The following is an 18554-nucleotide window of genomic DNA, read 5'->3' as shown; positions in this document are numbered from 1 at the left end:
CGTCGGCTTATGTCATAACTGCCAGTTTTCGGCGCGGGCCTCAACTTCCTGGCGTTTTTGTTCTAATTTCTTTATAAATGTAGCATATTCTGATGGAGCAAGCAAGCCCCGTAACGTTTCTGAGGCCTGGCTGGCGTAGGAGAACAAGCCTTGCTCCACGCTCTCCAGCGCATAGGCTTTGTAGAGCTGGGTGGCAAACGGGTTATAGGTAATGCCGGCCAAAAGGATGTTGTACGCCTTCTCCTCCCCTGGCTTATACTTCCGGAAGAAATCGGCGGCGGATAGCAGCGTCTCCTCGTCGTACAAAAGCATCTTTACTGCATCATCATAACGGGCGGCGGCCTCCTCGGTGCGTCCCCTTGCCTCGGCTACCCGCGCCTTAAAGTATAAGGTCATGCGCCTGTCACGGTCGCTCAGGTACAGGCGGTCCATTTTGTTCAGCAGCACGTCGTATTTCTCGGTGTAGAGCCAGAGCTTGAGCTGCAGCAGGTTCAGGGCCGAGCGCAACTCCCCTTCCGGACGCTGGATGGCACTGGCCTCCTGTATGGCATTGTAGGCCGCTTTCCAGCGTTTCTGGTTCAACAGGTACGCTACCCTTGCCACCATGGCTTGCCGCTTCAGGTCTTTCTCCTGCACCGAGTTCACCACCGTGTTCACCTGCTCCTGCGTCAGGGTAGGCAAATAGGTAAGCATGTACTGCATTTTGTCCTTGTCAGAGCCTTGGGCAAGCACGGAGTCCAGGGGCTGGCGGAGCAGGCTTGCCAGCCCCTGCGCCACGCCAATGGCTGCCTCGTTCTCCGTATAGGCCACCTCCTCCAGGGCCTCTATGGCCGCTTCAGGCTGGTGCGCCATGGCCAGCGCATAACCCTGCGAGAGGTAAGCCTGCATGTAGCCACGGTCTTTAGCCTGCTTAAAGTAGGCGGCGGCGGCGCGGTAGTTCTTCTCCTCCAGCATCCAGAGGCCCAAGGTATTGTAGTAGTACCCGCTCTGGTTCTCCATCTGCAGCGCCAGGTTCTCTACCAGGCGCCTACCCTCGCGCGGCAAGCCGTTGTAGTGATGCACCAGGCCTTTGAGAAAGAGCAGATCACTGAAAAACAGCTGGTTGCCCGGCGAGTCCAGGTAACTGTCAATTGGTTTCAAGCGTGCCGTATCGCCTTTACTCAGCCTGCTGATGGTCTGGTTGTAGAACAACGTAAAATCCTCTACCTCCTTCAGCGAGTCCGGCATAAAGTTCTCCTTGTCCTGGGGGTCCATGCCCAGCAGTTGGCGCAGCACAGCCTGGTTGCTGCGCAGTGTTTTATACTTGCCTTTTCTGGATTCCTCCAACACGGCTTTGGCGGGTTCCAGCATAGCCTGCCGGGTGTAGTAAGCCAAGCGGTTGCTGCGCACCACCTCATTGCTGTGTCCAAACTGCTGCGCCAGGTCAAAGTAGTACTCCGTGCTGTCCTGCACGCTGGTTTGGGTATAGAGCAGGGCTAGGTTGTTATAAATCTCAGCACTTTCCGGAAACTGCTCCGCCCCCTGCTGCAGCACATACAGCTTTTCGAAAAAGTATTGCTTCTCGTCGTAAAGGTTTGCCAGGCGCACATACAGCTTCGGGTTTGGGCGCCGCTCCAGTGCCTCCTTCAGCAGCAGGATCTCCTGGTTTCGCTTGTCCTCCTGTCGGTACATGGCTGCCAGACTATAGTTGGCCTTCGCGTTGCCATTGTCATACACATTGCTTTCTTCATAAAAGCGCTTCGCGAGGATATCGTTATCGGATGCGCGGTACAAGTCGCCGATGTAGCTGTAATAGCCGGCCTGCGCCTGAAAGTAAGACCGGTACTGCGTGCGCATGATCAGGATCACGCAGATTACCAGGCTCATGATAAAGAACGAGAAAAGCGAGAAGGTCTTAGGCTCATACACCACCTTGTACACAGGCAGGCGCTGTTCCAGAAGGCGGCCAAAGTTGATCATCACATAGGCAAAAAAGCCGAAACCAAAGGCCAAGTGGGTGTAAATGATCAGGTTGCGGTACAGCAGTGTGAGCGAATCGTTGGCAGTGGCAAAGGCGTAGCCAATGCTCAGGAAGGCCAGGATGGCAAAAACCAGGTACAGCACCGCCCCTGTCGGCCGGAACGGGAAGAGCTTGCCGTAAAAGGCTTCGCGCTGCCGCATGCCCCAAAAGCCGGCCACTGCTGAAAACACCAAGATAAGGTATGGCTCCAGCGGCAGCACCTCGACACTGACATAGCCCATGTGGCGCAGGTACAGCAGCAGCAAGCTTAACAGGTACAGTACACTGATGAACACGAACTGCCACATGCTAAAGCGACGTTCCGGGGTTTTGGCCTGTGTGTTGATCCAGAGCAGGGCGTTGAGGTTTTCGTAGCTCACCCACAGCATGAACAGCACAGAGGCCGCCAGCAAGCCCAGCGAACTGTAGTTTACCAGGTGCAGGGTGATGAGCTCGGGCGTGAACTCGGCCTCCGTATAAATCAAAAGGCCCAAGGTGGCCACCACACCCAGCATCGCCACTACCCGAAGACCAAAGCCTGTGTTAGGGAAAAACGCCTGAAAGGTATAGCTGCCCAAAGCAAACAACACGATGCTTACCAGCAGCGTAGTTTGCCCCGCCCCGCCGAATACCCCCAGCAGATCGAAGTTAAAAGTGGCCAGGAACAGCATCAGCAGCAGAATGCCAGCAAAGTATGGCAGCTGCCGCATGGTGCTGATGGCGGCGGTGTAAAAGGCCAGGCAGACACCCAGCAACAGCAGCAAAAGGCCTGCCGCCGCCGTGTTTGCCGTCGGCAGGGCCACGTCATACTGCTCAAACAGCAGGTAGCCATCGGCCGATAGGGTGAAACTCTCCAGGAGCCCCGGCACCTCGCTTACCGGCACCGGCACCACCTGCAGGTCGGTTATCTTATCCCAGGCAAACACCGAGGCCTCGCCGGTAAAGTAATAGTATACCCCCAGCAGCAGCGCCAGCACGCCCAACAGCAATAAAAAAAGATAGGGATACCTGGTGTGCGTATCCCATCCTTGCCAAAACTTAATCTTACTCATAGGTTACCCCTGCGATTTATTCCAGTACTTTCGGCACCCGGAAATAATCGGAGTCTTTTTTAGGAGCGTTTAGCAATGCCTGCTCGTGGGTAATGGTGTTGCGGGGCTCATCCTCGCGCAGCACGTTCACCTCCTCCGACATATGGATAAGCGGGGCCACATGCTCTGTTTCGAGCTGGCGCAGCTGGTCTACCCAGTTCAGGATCTTGTTCAGGTCCTGCAGCACCTCCTGCTCTTTCTCCTCGTTAAACTCCAGCCTCGCTAAGTGCGCTATCTTTCGGATGGTTTGAATATCTGTTGACATTGACTTTGGTATGTTTCGTAATTTCTGTTTGTATGATGTTGAACACCTGCTCCTTCAGCCGTGGCAGGTCCTCCAGCGTCAGGCCCTTCGTCTCGATCGGCTCATGCACCACGATCTTAAGCGGGTGCCAGCGCACCTTCAGCTTGCCGTCCAGGTCGGGCAGGAAGTGCTGGTTATACGGCATGGTTACCGGCACTACCGGCACCTGTTTCTCAATGGCCAGCTTAAAGGGGCCGTCTTTAAACGCCATCAGCTGCTCCCCGGCCGTTTTCGGAATGGTGCCTTCCGGGAAAATCACCAGGTTACGCCCCGCCTCCAGCGACTTGGCCGACTTGATGTAGCTTTTGGCGCTGCTGATAGCGCTTTTGCGATCCACGGAAATGTATAGCTTTTCGTATACTTTGCCCCAGAGCGGCACCTTGCACAGGTCGGCTTTGCCTACAAAGTTAAGAAATCCGGGAATGGTGTGCAGCATTACCGGTATATCCAGGTAAGAGCTGTGGTTGGGGGTAAAGACATACAGCTTTTTTGGGTCGAGCTTAAAGCGCCACTCCACCTGCAGGGGCGTCAGGAACATGCGCAGCGAGGTGCTGGACCAGAACCTGTTTACACCGTGCAAGTGCCTGTACCACTGCACCCGGCGCATCAGCACCGCCTGCAGCGGGTACGTCACCACGAAAGGAAGCACGAACCAGGTTACGCACCAGGTAGTGTAGATCCGCTGTGATATATACTTTAAGGCCTTCATGTCTCCAAATGTACGTATATTCCCTTAGTTTGCTAGTGCACCGGATGCCCGTATAACGCAGAAATAACCCTGCTCTTATACTTTATACTTGGCTGCAGCCCAAACTACTACAGCCTGCCCTGCTCCTGCAGCAGAAAAGCGGCCTTCAAGATACCTGCCACACTGATGGCATCGGTGATCTCGTTGTTCATGGCCATGCGCACCGCCTCTTTAAAAGGCACTTTTTTAAGGTGCAGCTCCTCTGTTTCTTCAAAAGCCGTTTCACCGGCGGTTAGTTCCTCAGCCAGAAAAACAAAGCCCTCTTCGTCGGTTACGGAGTTGGAGGTATGTAAGCGGCAGATGTTGGTCCAGCGGGCGGCGGTAAAGCCTGTCTCCTCCTGCAGCTCCCGCTTCGCCGACTCCAGGATATCGTTTTCTACCAGGCCTCCGCCCATGGGTATTTCCCAGCTATACTCGTTCAGGGGGTAGCGGTACTGGCCGATCAGGTACGTATAGCCTTCGTCATCGATGGGGATGATGCCGATGGCCTTATTTTTCATACTTACCACACCATAGATGCCTTCGCCACCATTTGGGTTCAGCACCTGGTCTTCGCGTACTTTAATCCAGGGGTTCTGGTAGATAGCCTTGCTGGACAGGGTGGTCCAGGGGTTATGTGTCTCGTCGATCATAGCTTGCACATTTTGCTGGTGCAAAGATAGGGGGTTTTGCCGTATGGATACAGGAGATTTGCGCCTTGTAGTAATGCCGCGGCCGCCGAGCAGGTTTCCTTTGGCATGTGCTTTCGGGCTTGGAAGTCTGAAAGTTTCATCTGGTATTTCTTAACCTCTTAAACAGGTTTTTACTCGAACTATCAAGCCCAAAGCAGGTGGGGTTCTGGATAAGGATACCTGGAAAGGCTGCTAAGCTGAAGCAGGACTGGCAAAAGTATATTTAATACTAGCTTCTCCTGGCAATCATCTCTAACTCTACCTGCGCGCCTAAGGGTAGCGAGGCTACGCCTATGGTGGTGCGGGCAGGGTAAGGAGCGGTAAATTGCTTTTCGTATACAGCGTTCATGGCTGCGAAATTGGCCATATCGGTCAGGAACACATTCACCTTCACCACATGATCCGGTGTGAGGCCTGCCGCAGTGAGCACCTGAAAGAGGTTTTTAAAGCATTGCTCTGTTTGGGCAGCAATGTCGCCTTCCACGAGTTTTCCGGTTGCGGCGTCAATAGGCGTTTGCCCGGACAGGAACACTAGATCCCCAGCCTCCACGGCGTGTGCGTACGGGCCTACGGCTACTGCCCCTTCTGCTGTAAATGCTGTTCTTGGCATGTTTTGGGTTGTTTTTATGATAACGGGTTGTGCTTTGCGCTGGTGCAGCTACCGTAAAGGTGTGGTTAAACTACTTTGTTTTAATTTGTCTCCAAAGGGTACAGTCATTGGCAAATAATCAACGCTATAATGTCCTTTGATTAGGACGTTATTATTCTTATCAAGTTCAATCCTCTTGTAGATAGTGTAGAAGAATTCATTATCAGCATCAGTACTATCTATTTCGTCTTGCAGGATTAATTCATCGTCTGAGTGCACATTTAGTACTGCAGAAACTCTGTCACCAACAAAGCGCGCCCAAATGCTAACTTTAATTGAGAGACTATGAATTTGAAAACTTGCGCTTCTTATAACAAAGTCCTCGTCAAGTCCCATTTCTATTCCTTTATTATAAGCTGTACTTGCGCTAATATCCAAGGAAGTATTTTTTGTGTCTCGTGCAACTACATTTAATACCTGACGCGCTCTCTTCCAAAGTAGTCGCTTTTGTTCTGGGAGAGCTAAAGCTTCAAATTCTGTCCTGTTGAATAAGGCGCTATGGTGAACATGCCCCCCATAGCTGTGGGTGTAGTTTAGCTCCGTCTGTTCATTTACTTCATATGACTTTTGTGTATAGAATTTAAGGTTGAGAAACTTTATTTTCTTTCCTTCATATGTTTCGTTTAGTAACCTAGTTAAGAGCATGGCCAAAGGTCCAAATCGCTTGGTATACTTATAAAGGCTATCTTCTCCGTCATAAAACCAGAATAATATTCTATCTATCATTAATGATGTTTTTTTAATGAAGCTTAACTGGAAATAAACGTAATAAATACATGCTTTTTGGTAAATATCCACAGCTAACTGTAGTTGTTTAACTAACACCCCTATCTCACCAACTCCCCCACCGTCTTTACCCTCCGTTCCTTCGCAGGCCCAACAGCTTTAGCGAAAGTATGGCTGTAGCTGTAGTAAAAGCATTGCTGGGGACGGTGTGGCAGGCTTCAATAGGCAGGTTATATTATTGGCTTGAGGGCTAAGTCTTTTGGACGGTGCTTATACCTTGGTTGAGTAGGCTGCCCTATAAACCGCTACGCCGGAGCATGCGGATCCGAAACCAACAGGATAGCACAAAAACAGCTCCTTATTTGACACGTTGTGGCGACACCCCTTCCATCGTGATCTTGACAGGTTTGATCCGTCCGTTTTCATCAAATGTCATTTCATCAACACAAGTAACGCGGTGGTTGGCATCGGTCTCACCCAACGGCCTTCTATGGTAAACGATGTACCACAGGTCTTTTTTGCTGTTATGTATAACTGAATGGTGCCCTGCCCCTGTGGCAACTGCCGGGTCTTGCTCCAGAATGGTATCGATGCGCTTGAAAGGACCTAGCGGAGAATCCGCCATGGCGTATGCCACGCGGTAATCAGGTCCGCCCCAGCCACCTTCCGACCACATAAAGTAATATTTGCCGCCCCGCAGGAACATAAACGGCCCCTCCACATAGCCTTCGGGCGTAACTTCTTTAAAAATAGTACCATCTTCAAAAGGCACAAAGCCGGTGAAATCGTCATTCAGCTTGGCCACGTTACAATGCCTCCAGCCGCCATAGAACATATAGTACTGCCCATCTTTATCTTTGAAAACGAACTGGTCTATCGGCTGCGCCCCGTTGTGGAACTTGTCGATGAGCGGCTTGCCGAGATGGTCTTTGAAGGGGCCGGAAGGCTTGTCAGCGACGGCTACCCCTATACCGCCTTTTTCATTGTCGCTCTGTATATCGTTGGCTCCAAAAAACAAGTAGTATTTTTTATCTTTCTCGATAACAGCAGGAGCCCACATCGCGCGGTTCGCCCACTTTATACTTGCCGTATCAATGATGCGCTCATGCTTCGTCCAGTTAACCAGATCCGGAGATGAAAAGGCATCCATAAACACCTGCTCTTCATAAGGTGCTGAATAGGTAGGGTAAACCCAGTATTCCTTGCCGAAGATAATTCCCTCCGGATCGGCATACCAACCAGGGAAAACAGGATTGCCGGCCGTCTTTTTAGCTGACTGGCTTTTATGAGGCGAAGCTTTCGGAGAAGCCGTTCGTTGTGAAAAAGCAGCGCTAGTTAAACAGCTGAAAAGCAGAACGAGCACAAGTATCCTGTTCCGTTTCATGAGGTTGGGCAAAATGGTCATAAATGATATCGTTTGTGTTAAGGGTCTTTTATTTTTAAAAGTATAGGGAGTTCTATTAAGTACCTCAAGGTAATGAACAGCTGATGTATAAACAAAACAGCAGTACAGTTCTATAACCTGATCCCTGCTCTATACAACCTTGTGCTGCCGGTGGGCTAGGTTGGACCTGCAGCAAGTGTGTGCTTTATTGGTTTTATTCATTTTTCCTCAGGCCTTCAAAAATCACTTCATTGTGTTCAGGGTTGATTGTGGAGTATAGGAACATACCGGCATCTCCAATTTTACCGCCGGAATTTGCCTATAAGTATAACTGCCCAGGCAAACAGGCTACCTCACCAACTCCCCTACTGTCGTTATACCCCGTTTCTTAGCCAAGGCCAGCAGTTTGAGCAGAAGTATGGCTGTGATAAAAGCATCTCCGGAGGCAGTGTGGCGGGCTTCGGTTGGGAGGTTATACCTGCGGATAAGCGCATCCAATGTGTAGTCGGCGTGGCTGTGGTTGCCTGCATGGTGACGGCCGTGCTCCAGGCGCTTAGCTAATAGGGCAGTGTCTATACTTCGGTTGTGCAATTTCCCATCTATCCCGCTTCGCCGGATCATGCCGTTAATCATACTTGCGTCATACTTCAGGTGATGCCCTACCAGCATGCTGTTCCCGATATACGCCAGAAACGCCTGCAACGCCTCCTGCTCCGGCACCCCCTGCTCCACCTGTTTCCGCAGCAGCCCGTGCACCTCAGCGCTCTTGTTTCCGGCTGCCATCTCCTGCCGCACCACGCATTCGAAACTCTCCTGCACTAACACCTGCTGCCCCTGCACCTTTACCGCACCAATGGAAAGCACCCGGTCCTCATTGGTGTCAAAACCAGTGGTTTCCGTATCAAAAACTACAAACTCGGCCGCCGCAAATGGTATGGCAGCGGTTGGCAGGTTATTTATACTTTCGATATAGCTCTTCCAGAAAGCCGGGGCCTCGGGAGAAGCCACGGGTTTGGGGACGAAAATTTTACGCAGCCAATCCCGCATCAGCCTAAATAGCTAAGTTGGAAACGCACCTGCAGCAGCTCCTGTACATCGCTAATGGGTTTGAAGGTATTGCGCAGCGTTTGCCGCTCCAGCTTGTTCAGTTCCTGCGGGTTCAGGTAACGGCCCGAGTTGTGGTTCCGCAGGCCGTTCAGCGCACGGTAACGCATCATGATCTCGTAGGCCATGGCCGCCTCGCGGTACAAGTCAGCATTCTTTGGCTCTAGCTCCGCCAGTTTCTCGAAGCGCTTGAAGGTGTTATTCAGCCCGGCGATGCGGTTATCCAGGGTCAGCACGCGGGCGGCATCTACGAGCGGGGTCATGGCGCGCAGCTTTACATCGAACCGGTCTTTGTGCTCGCCGCCACGCTCCATTATAAAGTTACGGAAGAAACTAAGCGGCGGCGGGCTTTGCAGCGCGTGCTTGGCCAGGTAGGGCAGGAAAATCCGCTCCTGCTGTATGTGCTCGTAAATATAGTCGGTCAGCTGCGTGGCTAGTTTAACATCGCCGTACACAGGGCGGTAGTCAAAGAAAATAGAAGTATGAAGCAGGGCCTCCTCTGTCGGTTCGTGTATCCAGGAGTAGAAATACTGCTTCCAGGTGTGCAGCGGCTGGCACCACTTTATGTTACTGCCCATCATATCGGCCGGGCACTTCTCAAAGCCGCACTTTTCCAGTACCTCGTTCACAATAGCCGCCAGCTTCAGGAAGTATACCTGCGCCTCTTTTTCCCCGGCGGCGTGCTGGTCCTCAAACACAAGGGCGTTGTCCTGGTCGGTGCGCAGCAGCTGCTCTTCGCGGCCTTCGCTGCCTATAGAAAGCCAGCAGTAGTGCAGCGGCGGTTCGCCAAGTACGCTTTCGGCATGCTGCAGGGCCCGCACGATGATCGCGTCGTTTATCTCGGTGATGATGTTGGCCACGAAAGCGATGTTCACCTCCTGCTCCAGGTACTTGTGCAAGAGTTCTTCGGCCCGGTTGCGCAGCGGGGGCAGGTTGTCTATACTTTTGGTCTGCCGGATTTCCTGCACCAGCACCGCCGGGTTATTGCCCTGCGCCAGCAGCAGGTCGTGCTCCGTTACCACGCCCTGCACCGCTGTGTTTATACTTCCGTCGGCCGTGATGCAGAGGTGCTTTATCCGGTGGCGCATCATGGCAATCAGCGCCTCAGCCATGTGTGGGTTAGGCCCTACCGTTACCACCGGCCTCGACATAATGGCGGTTACGGGATCATCTATGCTGATGTGGCCCGCTACTACCCGCTTGCGCATGTCAGTGTCAGTCAGAATACCCAAGGGCTTCTGGTGCTCGTCCACCACCACCATAAAGCTGGACTCTTTATCGCTCATGATCTGGGCGGCCAGGCGTAGCGAGGTTTCGGGTGGGCAGGCAATAAGGCCATGCGAGGTGTCTACCGTCAATACATCCTCCAGGTGCAGGGGCAGCGGCAAACCCGGCTGGCCTTTTAGTCCGCGGCGGGCCTCGTTGGTTTCCTGCATGCGGCCATACTGGCCTGTTGCCCCTGCCGCAAAGCCGGCAGCAAAGTATAAAGCCACCTCCGGGCTCTCGTGCAGAATAGGCTCGAACAGGGCGATCGGCACCCCGTACACCAGCGCTTCTTCGGCAGCGGTGGCTGTAGAGGAGTAGTTCTTCTTCGCGATCAGGGCACGCGCACCAAATACATCTCCCTCATCACATACATCCACCAGGCGCATGGTGCCGTTTGAATCCTGCTGCTCCAACCTGACCGAGCCTTGCCGCACAATGTAGAAGTAGGGGTGTGCCTCGTCGCCTTGCGAGAACAGCACCTGCTCCGGCTCTACGTACAGCACCCGCACCTGCGCTGCCAGTTGCTGCAGCTTTTCGGGCTTCACCAGGTTAAATGGCGGATACTTGATGAGGAATTCCTGCACCCGTTCCTGTATGGCGTTGGAGGGTTTCATAGCGGTGATTTATACTTGTTTAAGTTAAGGGTTTTGTGGCTGTAGTGCAAGGGGTGGTATGGCTAAACTTGATGCTGTGCAAGCATCCGCCTGTGCCTTCCCTCTTCTTTCATAGCCTTCTTCCTGGCGCAAATCTTTACATTAGTGACTTACTAATAATGTTGAGTCTGAGACTCGACTGGCTTGAAAAGCCATACTTTATGCCTTGGCTGTACTTTATGCTTCCTGGCGCAAGCGTCCGCTTGTGCCGCTCTTAGCTGCTGCTTTCTGCCACAGGAAGCAAGCTATCCTTGCTAGCTGCCGTTCATCCTCAGCCTTAGAACCTGCTCGTTTCATAGTATACTTTCTGCTCTCTAGCCCGAGAGGGCTCGTCTTCGGGCATCGCGCTGTCTACATTTCCTTTGCTCCTGACGTCGCAATGCCTTTCAGGCACCGGAAATCTAGAAGGCGCTCAACCCAAAGACTGGGTTCTAGTTCGATAACCACTGCTGATGGAGCTTCAGCCAAATTCCCCTCCTCGGAGGGGCTAGGGGTGGGTTGATACTTCTGCTGACACTACCCCGACTGCCATGAAATTTATACTTGAGCAGTGACAGCTTTAGGCTCCCCACCTTGGGAAAGGAGGGGCAGGGATGGTTGGACCCGGTACGGCAGCATCTCCTCCTTTGGCAACTCTCTAACCACGGGTTTGTAACATGCGGGTACAGCGCCCAGTAATGTCATGGCACAGAAAAGCCCTGTAGCAGCTGCTACAGGGCTTTATCTATTAAAAATTCATCTTAAACTTCGCTTACAAAGCCCCGGCTTTGATCTCATCTACAACTTCCGGATCCAGCAGTGTCGAGGTATCGCCCAGGTTAGAGGTATCGCCTTCGGCTACTTTGCGCAGGATGCGGCGCATGATCTTACCGGAGCGGGTTTTGGGCAGGCCGCTTACGATCTGGATCTTGTCCGGCTTGGCGATCTTGCCGATCTTCTCTACCACCGTCTCGATGATCTCGGCACGCAGCCACTCCTCACGCTCCGGCTTGTCTTTGATGATAACAAAGGCGTAGATACCCTGGCCTTTTACATCGTGCGGATACCCTACCACCGCCGACTCCACCACATGCTCGTTGTGGTTGATGGCCTCCTCTATCTCAGCCGTTCCAAAGCGGTGCCCCGACACGTTGATCACGTCGTCCACGCGTCCGATGATACGGTACAGGCCGTTCTCGTCGCGCTTGGCACCGTCGCCGGTAAAGTACAGGCCTTTGTAGGTAGAGAAGTAACTCAGGCGACAGCGCTCGTGGTCGCCGTAGGTGGTGCGGATGATACTCGGCCACGGGAACTTCATGCACAGGTAGCCTTCCACACCATTCTCTGTGATCTCGTTGCCCTCACTGTCTACCAATATCGGCTGTATGCCGGGCAGCGGCAAGGCAGCGTGGCTTGGCTTCATCGGCGTTACACCGGCTATTGTGGAGATCATAATGCCGCCGGTTTCGGTCTGCCACCAGGTATCCACCACCGGGCAGCGCTCTTTGCCTACGTGGGTGTGGTACCAGTGCCAGGCCTCCTCATTTATCGGTTCGCCTACCGAGCCCAGCACCTTCAGCGAGTCAAGGCTGTAGGAAAGCACATCGTCTATATCGCCGGCCATAAGGGCACGAATGGCGGTTGGGGCGGTGTAGAAAATGGTCACACCGAACTTATCCACCACCTGCCAAAAGCGACCGTTGTCCGGATAGGTTGGCACACCTTCAAACATCAGCGTGGTTGCCCCGCTCAGCAGCGGGCCGTAGAGCAGGTAGGTATGGCCCGTGATCCAGCCGATGTCGGCCGTACACCAGTAAATATCGCTCTCCTCGTACTGAAACACGTTGCTGAAGCTGTACTGCGCATACACCATATAGCCGCCGCAGGTGTGCACCACGCCTTTTGGCTTGCCTGTGGAGCCCGACGTATAAAGTATAAACAGCATGTCCTCGGCGTCCATTTCCTCGGCAGGGCAGTCTTTGCTCACGGTCTGCACCTCATCGTGGTACCACACATCGCGGCCTTCCACCATGTTCACGGCCCAGCCCAGGCGTTCCACCACAATCACTTTCTCTACGGAAGTGCAGCTCTCCAGCGCCTCATCCACCACACGCTTCACCGGTATCTGCTTGGCACCACGGTTCAGGCCATCAGAAGTGAGCACTATATTGCACTGTGCATCGTTAATCCTATCAGCCATGGCTACGGCTGAGAAACCGGCAAATACCACTGAGTGTATAGCCCCGATACGGGCACAGGCCAGCACCGCAATGGCCAGCTCCGGGATCATCGGCATATAGATACAGATGCGGTCGCCTTTCTTAGCGCCGTTCTTCTTGAGCACGTTGGCAAACTGGCACACTTTCTCGTGCAGCTCGCGGTAGGTATAGCGCACGAAACGTTCCTTCGGGTCGTTCGGCTCCCAGATCAGGGCCAGCTTGTTGCCACGGGTCTTCAGGTGGCGGTCCAGGCAGTTCTCAGTGATGTTGAGTTTTCCGCCCTGGAACCACTTCACGTTTGGCTCCTCAAAATTCCACTCCAGTGTTTTGTCCCACTTCTTGCGCCAGGTAAAGGTGTCGGCAATGTCGCTCCAGAATCCTTCCGGATCCTCCACACTGCGTTTGTAAGCTTCCTGGTACTCCTCGTAGGTCTTCAGTTGATAATTTGTCATGGCAAGGTTAAATTCCTGGTTAGTTCGCGTTTTAAGGTTTATGAATGCATTTCCGATGCGCCTCTTTTTCAGGAGGTCGTGAATTTCAGTAAGTATGGCCGGGTCATCGATCGTGGATGGCACGGCGTACGGTGTACCGTCGGCGATGTGGCGCAGCGTGCGGCGCAGGATCTTGCCCGAGCGCGTTTTAGGCAGGCGCTGTACCTGCAGCACAGTTCGGAAGTAGGCCACAGCGCCAATCTTATCGCGCAACAGGGCAACCAGCTCCTGCTCCAGCTGCGGCTCGCTTATCGTCTGGCCGTCTTTCAGCACCACCAGCCCGATTGGCCGCTGGCCGCGTAGTTCATCGGCAATCCCGATCACGGCACACTCTGCCACCGCCGGATGCGACGACACCATCTCCTCCATTTCGCCGGTGGAGAGCCTATGCCCCGAAACGTTGATGACGTCATCGATGCGGCCCATAATATATACGTAACCATCCTCATCGATGTAACCGCCATCGCCCGTCATGTAGTAGCCCGGGAAGCGCTCCAGGTAAGATTTCTGGAAGCGTTCATCGTCCTCCCAGAGCGTTGGCAGGCAGCCTGGGGGCAGCGGCAGCTTCACGGCCACAATGCCCTCCTGGTTCGGTATCAGTTGCTGCCCCTCTTCGTTCAGGATGTGCACTTCGTAGCCGCAGACAGGCTTGCCGGCAGAGCCAGGCTTGGGCGGGAAGGCCTCCAGCCCCATCATGTTCGCCACCATCGGCCAGCCCGATTCCGTCTGCCACCAGTGGTCAATCACAGGCACCTGCAGCAGGTTTTTGGCCCAGTAGTAGGTCGCCACATCGCAGCGCTCTCCAGCTAAAAATAGGTATTTTAAAGAAGAGGTGTCATACTTTTTCTTAAAAACTCCGTCCGGGTCCTCTTTTTTGATGGCCCGGAAAGCCGTTGGCGCTGTGAAAAGCACCTTCACCTCGTGTTGCTGAATGATGCGCCAGAAGGTGCCGGCATCGGGTGTGCGCACCGGTTTGCCCTCGAAAAGGATGGAGGTGCAGCCATGGATGAGCGGCGCATACACCAAGTACGAGTGGCCTACGGCCCAGCCCACATCCGAAGCAGCCCAGAACACATCCCCCGGGTCCACATCGTATACCGCCTTCATACTGTACTTCAGCGCCACGGCATGGCCGCCGTTGTCGCGCACAATGCCTTTAGGCTTGCCGGTGGTGCCGGAAGTATAAAGTATGTACAGCGGATCGGTAGCCTCTACGGGCACACAGGCAGCGGGCTCAGCCTGCTCCAGCAGTTCCATATAATCCAGGTCGCGGCCCGGCTGCATCGCCGCCTGTATTTGTGGGCGCTGGAAAATAATAGTGTGGTCAGGCTGGTGTGTACTACTCTCCAGGGCTTTGTCCAGGAGCGGTTTGTACGGGATTACCTTATCGAACTCGATGCCGCAGGAGGCGGAGATCACGACCTTGGGCTTGGCATCATCCACGCGCACGCACAGCTCGTGCGGGGCAAAGCCGCCGAACACCACCGAATGGATGGCGCCCAGGCGTGCGCAGGCCAGCATGGCCACCACGGCCTCCGGTATCACCGGCATGTAAATCACCACCGTATCGCCTTTGCCCACGCCCAGGTGCTGCAGCGCCCCGGCAAAGCGGGCCACAAAATCACGTAGCTCGGCATACGTATACTTCTTCACCACACCCGTTACCGGCGAGTCATAGATAAGGGCGGGCTGGTCGGCGCGGCCGTTCTCCACGTGGTAGTCCAGGGCCAGGTAGGCAGTGTTCAGCTTGCCGCCTTTAAACCAGCGGTAAAAGCCGTTCTCGTCGGTGCTCAGCACCTGCTGCGGCTTTTCGTACCAGGCGATCTGCCCGGCCTGCTCCCCCCAGAAGTCCTCCGGGTTGTCTATACTTCTGGCGTGCTCTTTAGCGTAGGTTTTCTTCGTTAGCGTCCCCATAAGTTCCAGTATTTTAGGTTTTCATCAACTTGCCGTCAGGTCCTTGATCTTCTCCATCAAGAAACGCGTGGAGAAAGGCTTGGGGATGTACAGGTCTGCCCCCACGGCGTAGCCTCTCTGGATGTCTGCGTCCTTGGTTTTGGCGCTCAGGAAGATCACTTTGGCCCCATCCATTTCTTTTTTCTCCCGGATGTGGCGGCATACTTCATAGCCATCCACGTCGGGCATCATGATGTCCAGCACCACCACCGCCGGCAGCTCCCGGTTCACGCTCTCAATGGCCTCCGTACCATTACGGGCGATAAACACCTGATAGCCGTTCTTGCGCATCAGGAACTCCAGCGGCATCAGTATGCTGGGCTCGTCATCCACCACCAACACCTTCAGCTTCTCTTTTACTTTACTCATCGTTTTATACTTTAGCGGCCGGGGCCGTTACTTTTAAGGGCAGGGTAAACGAGAACTTAGCCCCTTTCCCCGGCTCACTCTCCACCCACAGCCGCCCCTGGTGCGACTCAATTATCTTTTTGCTGATGGCCAGCCCCAGCCCGCTGCCCTCCGGCTTGCGGATGTTCTGGTTGCGGGCCTGGTAAAACTTGTCAAAAATCTGTTTCTGGCTTTCCTGGTCTATGCCCTTGCCGTTGTCCACCACATTCACCTTCACGTCGCCGTCGATGTAATAGGCCGATATGATGATCTTACCCTGCTCAGGGTTGCAGAACTTGATGGCGTTGGAGATGAGGTTCACCAGCACCTGCATCAGGCGGTCTCGGTCGGCATGTATACTTGGCAAGCTGTGCTGCACATCCACCACCAGGGCTATGTCTTTCTCCTGCACCAGCTGCTCGAGCGCTTCCACTGCCTCGGCGATCACCTCCTTCAGTTGCAGGGGCTCCAGGCTTAGTTTCTGGCGGCCGCTTTCAAAGCGCTCCAGGTCCAGCACCTGCGTGATCAGCCGCGTCAGCCGCTCCGACTCCTTCACGATGGTGTGCAGAAAATGCTCCTGGTCCTCCCGCTCCATGTCCGGGTTGTCGTAGAGAATCTCGGATAAAGCCCGGATAGAGGTGAGCGGCGTGCGCAGCTCGTGCGTTACCGAGGACAGGAACTCGTCCTTCAGCTCGTCGTGGTGCTTCAGGCGCTCGTTGGCCGTGCGCAGCTGCTCGGTGGCCCGGCGCAGCTCCAGCGACTTGCGCCGCAGCTCGTTATTTATACTTATCAGTTGCTGCGACTCCCGCAGGATGCCCAACACCTCATCTATACTTATCTCTTCTTCCTTCACTACCGAGGCCACCATGATGCGTGCCGAGGAGGAACCGATTACCCCGGCCAGCAGCTTCTCAGCATAGGTCACCAGCTTCGGGTCGGCCTTGCCGGTGGCATCCTCCGGTGCGGGGTATTTTTTGCGATAGGATTTCAGGGCCTTCTCCGTGCGCTGCTCCCCCAGGAAGCTTACCAGCAGCGACTTGATGTCTGGCAGGTAAGCCGTCCCCTTCCAGACGATAGAGGACTCGTACACGGTGGAATAGCGGAAAATATCCACGAACACCTCGGCCTGGTTACACTCCTGCGAGGTTTGCCGGCTCAACAGCGATGCGCCGATATAGAGCCCGGTGTTCAGAAACATGGTCCAGAACATGGCGTGCGATATATAGCCCATCCCCTGTAAGCCGAACAGCTGGAACGGCTTGAGCCACTCCAGGCCAAAAGGCCCCTGGCTTACCACGCTGGCTGGCAGCATGCCCACACCCACCATGGAGGGCACCACCAACGTATAAAACCAAAGTATGGAGCCCACTACGATGCCTGCCAGTGCGCCTGCTTTGCTACCTTCCTTCCAGAAAATGCCGCCAATAATGGCAGGGGCAAACTGTGCCACTGCTGCAAACGACACCAGCCCTACCTCCACCAGCGAGTAATACTCGGCCACGGCTTTGTAGTACAGGTAAGCCAGCAGCAGCACCAGCATGATGCAAAGGCGGCGGCTGTAAAGCAGGATTCTTGCCAGGCGATCCTGGTTAGCGGCTTTGAAGTAGGGCGTGCCAATCATCAGCGGCATCACCAGGTTGTTGCTCATCATCACGCTCAGGGCAATGGTGGCCACAATCACCATGCTGGTGGCTGCCGAATAGCCGCCCAGGTACACCAAGAGCGCCAGCAGGTTTTGCCCCTCACGCAGCGGAATGGCCAGCACGAACATATCGGCATCCACTGCACCGCCGGGAAACAGCAGGTCGCCGCCAAACGCGATGGGCAGCACAAAGATGTTAATGGCAAACAGGTACAGCGGGAACAGCCACATGGCCTTGTTCAGGTGCTGCTCGTTCACGTTCTCCACCACCGCCACCTGGAACTGGCGCGGCAGGAAAAGGATGGCAAGCATCGACAGGAACACCATCCAGAACCACTCGCCGAAGCCGCCCTCCCGGCTAAAGGTCATCAACCGCTCAAAGTTCGGCAGTGCCTGGGCGCGGGCAAACACATCGTCAAAGCCGTTAAAGACGCCGTACGTCACAAATACGCCGGCCATCAGAAATACCACCAGCTTCAGCACCGACTCAAAGGCAATGGCTGTCACCATGCCCTCGTGGCGCTCAGTGGCCTCCACATGGCGCGTGCCATACACGATGGTGAACAGCCCCAGCCCCACGGCTATAAAGAAGGAGGTGTCCGGGAAGTTCTCCTGCTGTATGGCTGTGTTGGTCAGAATGCTCAGGCTGCTGGCGATGGCTTTCAGTTGGATGGAGATGTATGGGATGATCCCCAGCACGCACACCAGCGTTACCAGGCTGCCCAAGGCCACGCTCTTGCCGTAACGGGAGGCGATAAAGTCGGCGATGGTCGTGATGCGCTGCACCTTGCAGATGCGGATGATCTTGCGCAGCACCACCCACCACAACGGCGCCATCAGCGTAGGGCCAATGTAAATAGCCAGATACTCCAGCCCCGAAGTGGCGGCGCGGCCTACGCTGCCATAATAGGTCCAGGCGGTGCAGTACACGGCCATGGAGAGCGCGTAGACATACGGGTTGCCCACAAAGCTCCGGCCTGCCGCCGAACGGCGCTCCGCCCAGCTGGCCAGCCCGAACAGCAGCGCCAGGTACAGAAACGACACCCCAATGACGAGCCAGTAATTCATACTCTCCGGTTGGGTTTACGGAAACGCCTGCGCTCAGCAAACATCCCAATAACAAGTATACTTGCCAGCCAAACCAGCATCAGGTAGAAGTATAAAACAGGCACACCCGCCACCACGCCACCGCTGTTAAAGATAGCCAGTACCGGAAAATTGAGCAGCACCAGAAACAGGGCACTGATGAAGAACAACCGCCTGCCTTTTACCTGATCGCGCATGTTGA

The 18554-nt window shown here is 54.5% G+C and carries 13 protein-coding genes and 1 pseudogene; all 14 read right to left on the bottom strand.

The annotated features are described in order from the left end of the window. Positions 1–12: 12 nt before the first annotated feature. The gene (locus tag PXG97_RS12280; RefSeq protein ID WP_276498042.1) at positions 13–3051 is read right to left on the bottom strand and encodes a tetratricopeptide repeat protein; all 3039 of its coding nucleotides are present in this window, start codon (positions 3049–3051) and stop codon (positions 13–15) included. Between the two features lie 16 nt (positions 3052–3067). Next, a complete protein-coding gene (gene gatC / locus PXG97_RS12275) occupies positions 3068–3355 on the bottom strand; it encodes an Asp-tRNA(Asn)/Glu-tRNA(Gln) amidotransferase subunit GatC (RefSeq protein ID WP_276498041.1) in 288 nt (95 codons plus the stop codon). Next, positions 3297–4103: a lysophospholipid acyltransferase family protein gene (locus tag PXG97_RS12270; protein ID WP_276498040.1), complete on the bottom strand. Its 807-nt coding sequence runs from the start codon at positions 4101–4103 to the stop codon at positions 3297–3299. Before PXG97_RS12270 ends, gatC begins: the two co-directional genes overlap by 59 nt. Positions 4104–4210: 107 nt before the next feature. Further along, positions 4211–4774: an NUDIX domain-containing protein gene (locus PXG97_RS12265; protein ID WP_276498039.1), complete on the bottom strand. Its 564-nt coding sequence runs from the start codon at positions 4772–4774 to the stop codon at positions 4211–4213. A 268-nt stretch (positions 4775–5042) separates the two neighbouring features. After that, positions 5043–5423, bottom strand: coding sequence for a RidA family protein (locus PXG97_RS12260; RefSeq protein WP_276498038.1), 381 nt, complete (start codon positions 5421–5423; stop codon positions 5043–5045). A gap of 48 nt (positions 5424–5471) precedes the next feature. Beyond that, positions 5472–6260 carry a hypothetical protein gene (locus PXG97_RS12255; RefSeq protein WP_276498037.1) on the bottom strand — a complete coding sequence of 263 codons (789 nt, stop codon included), beginning with the start codon at positions 6258–6260 and terminating at the stop codon, positions 5472–5474. Between the two features lie 286 nt (positions 6261–6546). Beyond that, positions 6547–7593: a glycoside hydrolase family 43 protein gene (locus PXG97_RS12250; protein ID WP_276498036.1), complete on the bottom strand. Its 1047-nt coding sequence runs from the start codon at positions 7591–7593 to the stop codon at positions 6547–6549. Between the two features lie 327 nt (positions 7594–7920). Beyond that, positions 7921–8580, bottom strand: coding sequence for a 3'-5' exonuclease (locus PXG97_RS12245; RefSeq protein ID WP_276498035.1), 660 nt, complete (start codon positions 8578–8580; stop codon positions 7921–7923). A 38-nt stretch (positions 8581–8618) separates the two neighbouring features. Further along, positions 8619–10556 (bottom strand): DUF294 nucleotidyltransferase-like domain-containing protein, encoded by a 1938-nt coding sequence (locus PXG97_RS12240; RefSeq protein ID WP_276498034.1) that lies wholly within the window; start codon positions 10554–10556, stop codon positions 8619–8621. A gap of 790 nt (positions 10557–11346) precedes the next feature. Then, positions 11347–13245: an acetate--CoA ligase gene (acs, locus tag PXG97_RS12235; RefSeq protein WP_276498269.1), complete on the bottom strand. Its 1899-nt coding sequence runs from the start codon at positions 13243–13245 to the stop codon at positions 11347–11349. 81 nt (positions 13246–13326) lie between these two features. Beyond that, a pseudogene (locus PXG97_RS12230) lies at positions 13327–15198 on the bottom strand (propionyl-CoA synthetase); the annotation flags it as partial. A 24-nt stretch (positions 15199–15222) separates the two neighbouring features. Further along, complete coding sequence (locus tag PXG97_RS12225; RefSeq protein WP_276498033.1) at positions 15223–15606, bottom strand: response regulator transcription factor; 384 nt, start codon at positions 15604–15606, stop codon at positions 15223–15225. A gap of 4 nt (positions 15607–15610) precedes the next feature. Then, positions 15611–18334, bottom strand: a complete 2724-nt coding sequence (locus PXG97_RS12220) for an ATP-binding protein (RefSeq protein WP_276498032.1) — start codon at positions 18332–18334, stop codon at positions 15611–15613. Further along, a complete protein-coding gene (locus PXG97_RS12215) occupies positions 18331–18549 on the bottom strand; it encodes a hypothetical protein (RefSeq protein ID WP_276498031.1) in 219 nt (72 codons plus the stop codon). Before PXG97_RS12215 ends, PXG97_RS12220 begins: the two co-directional genes overlap by 4 nt. Positions 18550–18554: the final 5 nt, after the last annotated feature.

It is taken from the genome of Pontibacter litorisediminis (genome assembly GCF_029360645.1).
Taxonomy (GTDB): domain Bacteria; phylum Bacteroidota; class Bacteroidia; order Cytophagales; family Hymenobacteraceae; genus Pontibacter; species Pontibacter litorisediminis.
The sequence above is the reverse complement of the archived record's forward strand: the minus strand, read 5'-3'. Positions and strand labels throughout refer to the sequence as shown.

Coding starts and splice junctions, on each gene's coding strand:
- PXG97_RS12240 (WP_276498034.1), bottom strand. CDS start 10,556: ATGAAACCCTCCAACGCCATACAGGAACGGGTGCAGGAATTCCTCATC.
- PXG97_RS12250 (WP_276498036.1), bottom strand. CDS start 7,593: ATGACCATTTTGCCCAACCTCATGAAACGGAACAGGATACTTGTGCTC.
- PXG97_RS12265 (WP_276498039.1), bottom strand. CDS start 4,774: ATGATCGACGAGACACATAACCCCTGGACCACCCTGTCCAGCAAGGCT.
- PXG97_RS12225 (WP_276498033.1), bottom strand. CDS start 15,606: ATGAGTAAAGTAAAAGAGAAGCTGAAGGTGTTGGTGGTGGATGACGAG.
- PXG97_RS12215 (WP_276498031.1), bottom strand. CDS start 18,549: ATGCGCGATCAGGTAAAAGGCAGGCGGTTGTTCTTCATCAGTGCCCTG.
- PXG97_RS12270 (WP_276498040.1), bottom strand. CDS start 4,103: ATGAAGGCCTTAAAGTATATATCACAGCGGATCTACACTACCTGGTGC.
- PXG97_RS12280 (WP_276498042.1), bottom strand. CDS start 3,051: ATGAGTAAGATTAAGTTTTGGCAAGGATGGGATACGCACACCAGGTAT.
- gatC (WP_276498041.1), bottom strand. CDS start 3,355: ATGTCAACAGATATTCAAACCATCCGAAAGATAGCGCACTTAGCGAGG.
- PXG97_RS12220 (WP_276498032.1), bottom strand. CDS start 18,334: ATGAATTACTGGCTCGTCATTGGGGTGTCGTTTCTGTACCTGGCGCTG.
- acs (WP_276498269.1), bottom strand. CDS start 13,245: ATGACAAATTATCAACTGAAGACCTACGAGGAGTACCAGGAAGCTTAC.
- PXG97_RS12260 (WP_276498038.1), bottom strand. CDS start 5,423: ATGCCAAGAACAGCATTTACAGCAGAAGGGGCAGTAGCCGTAGGCCCG.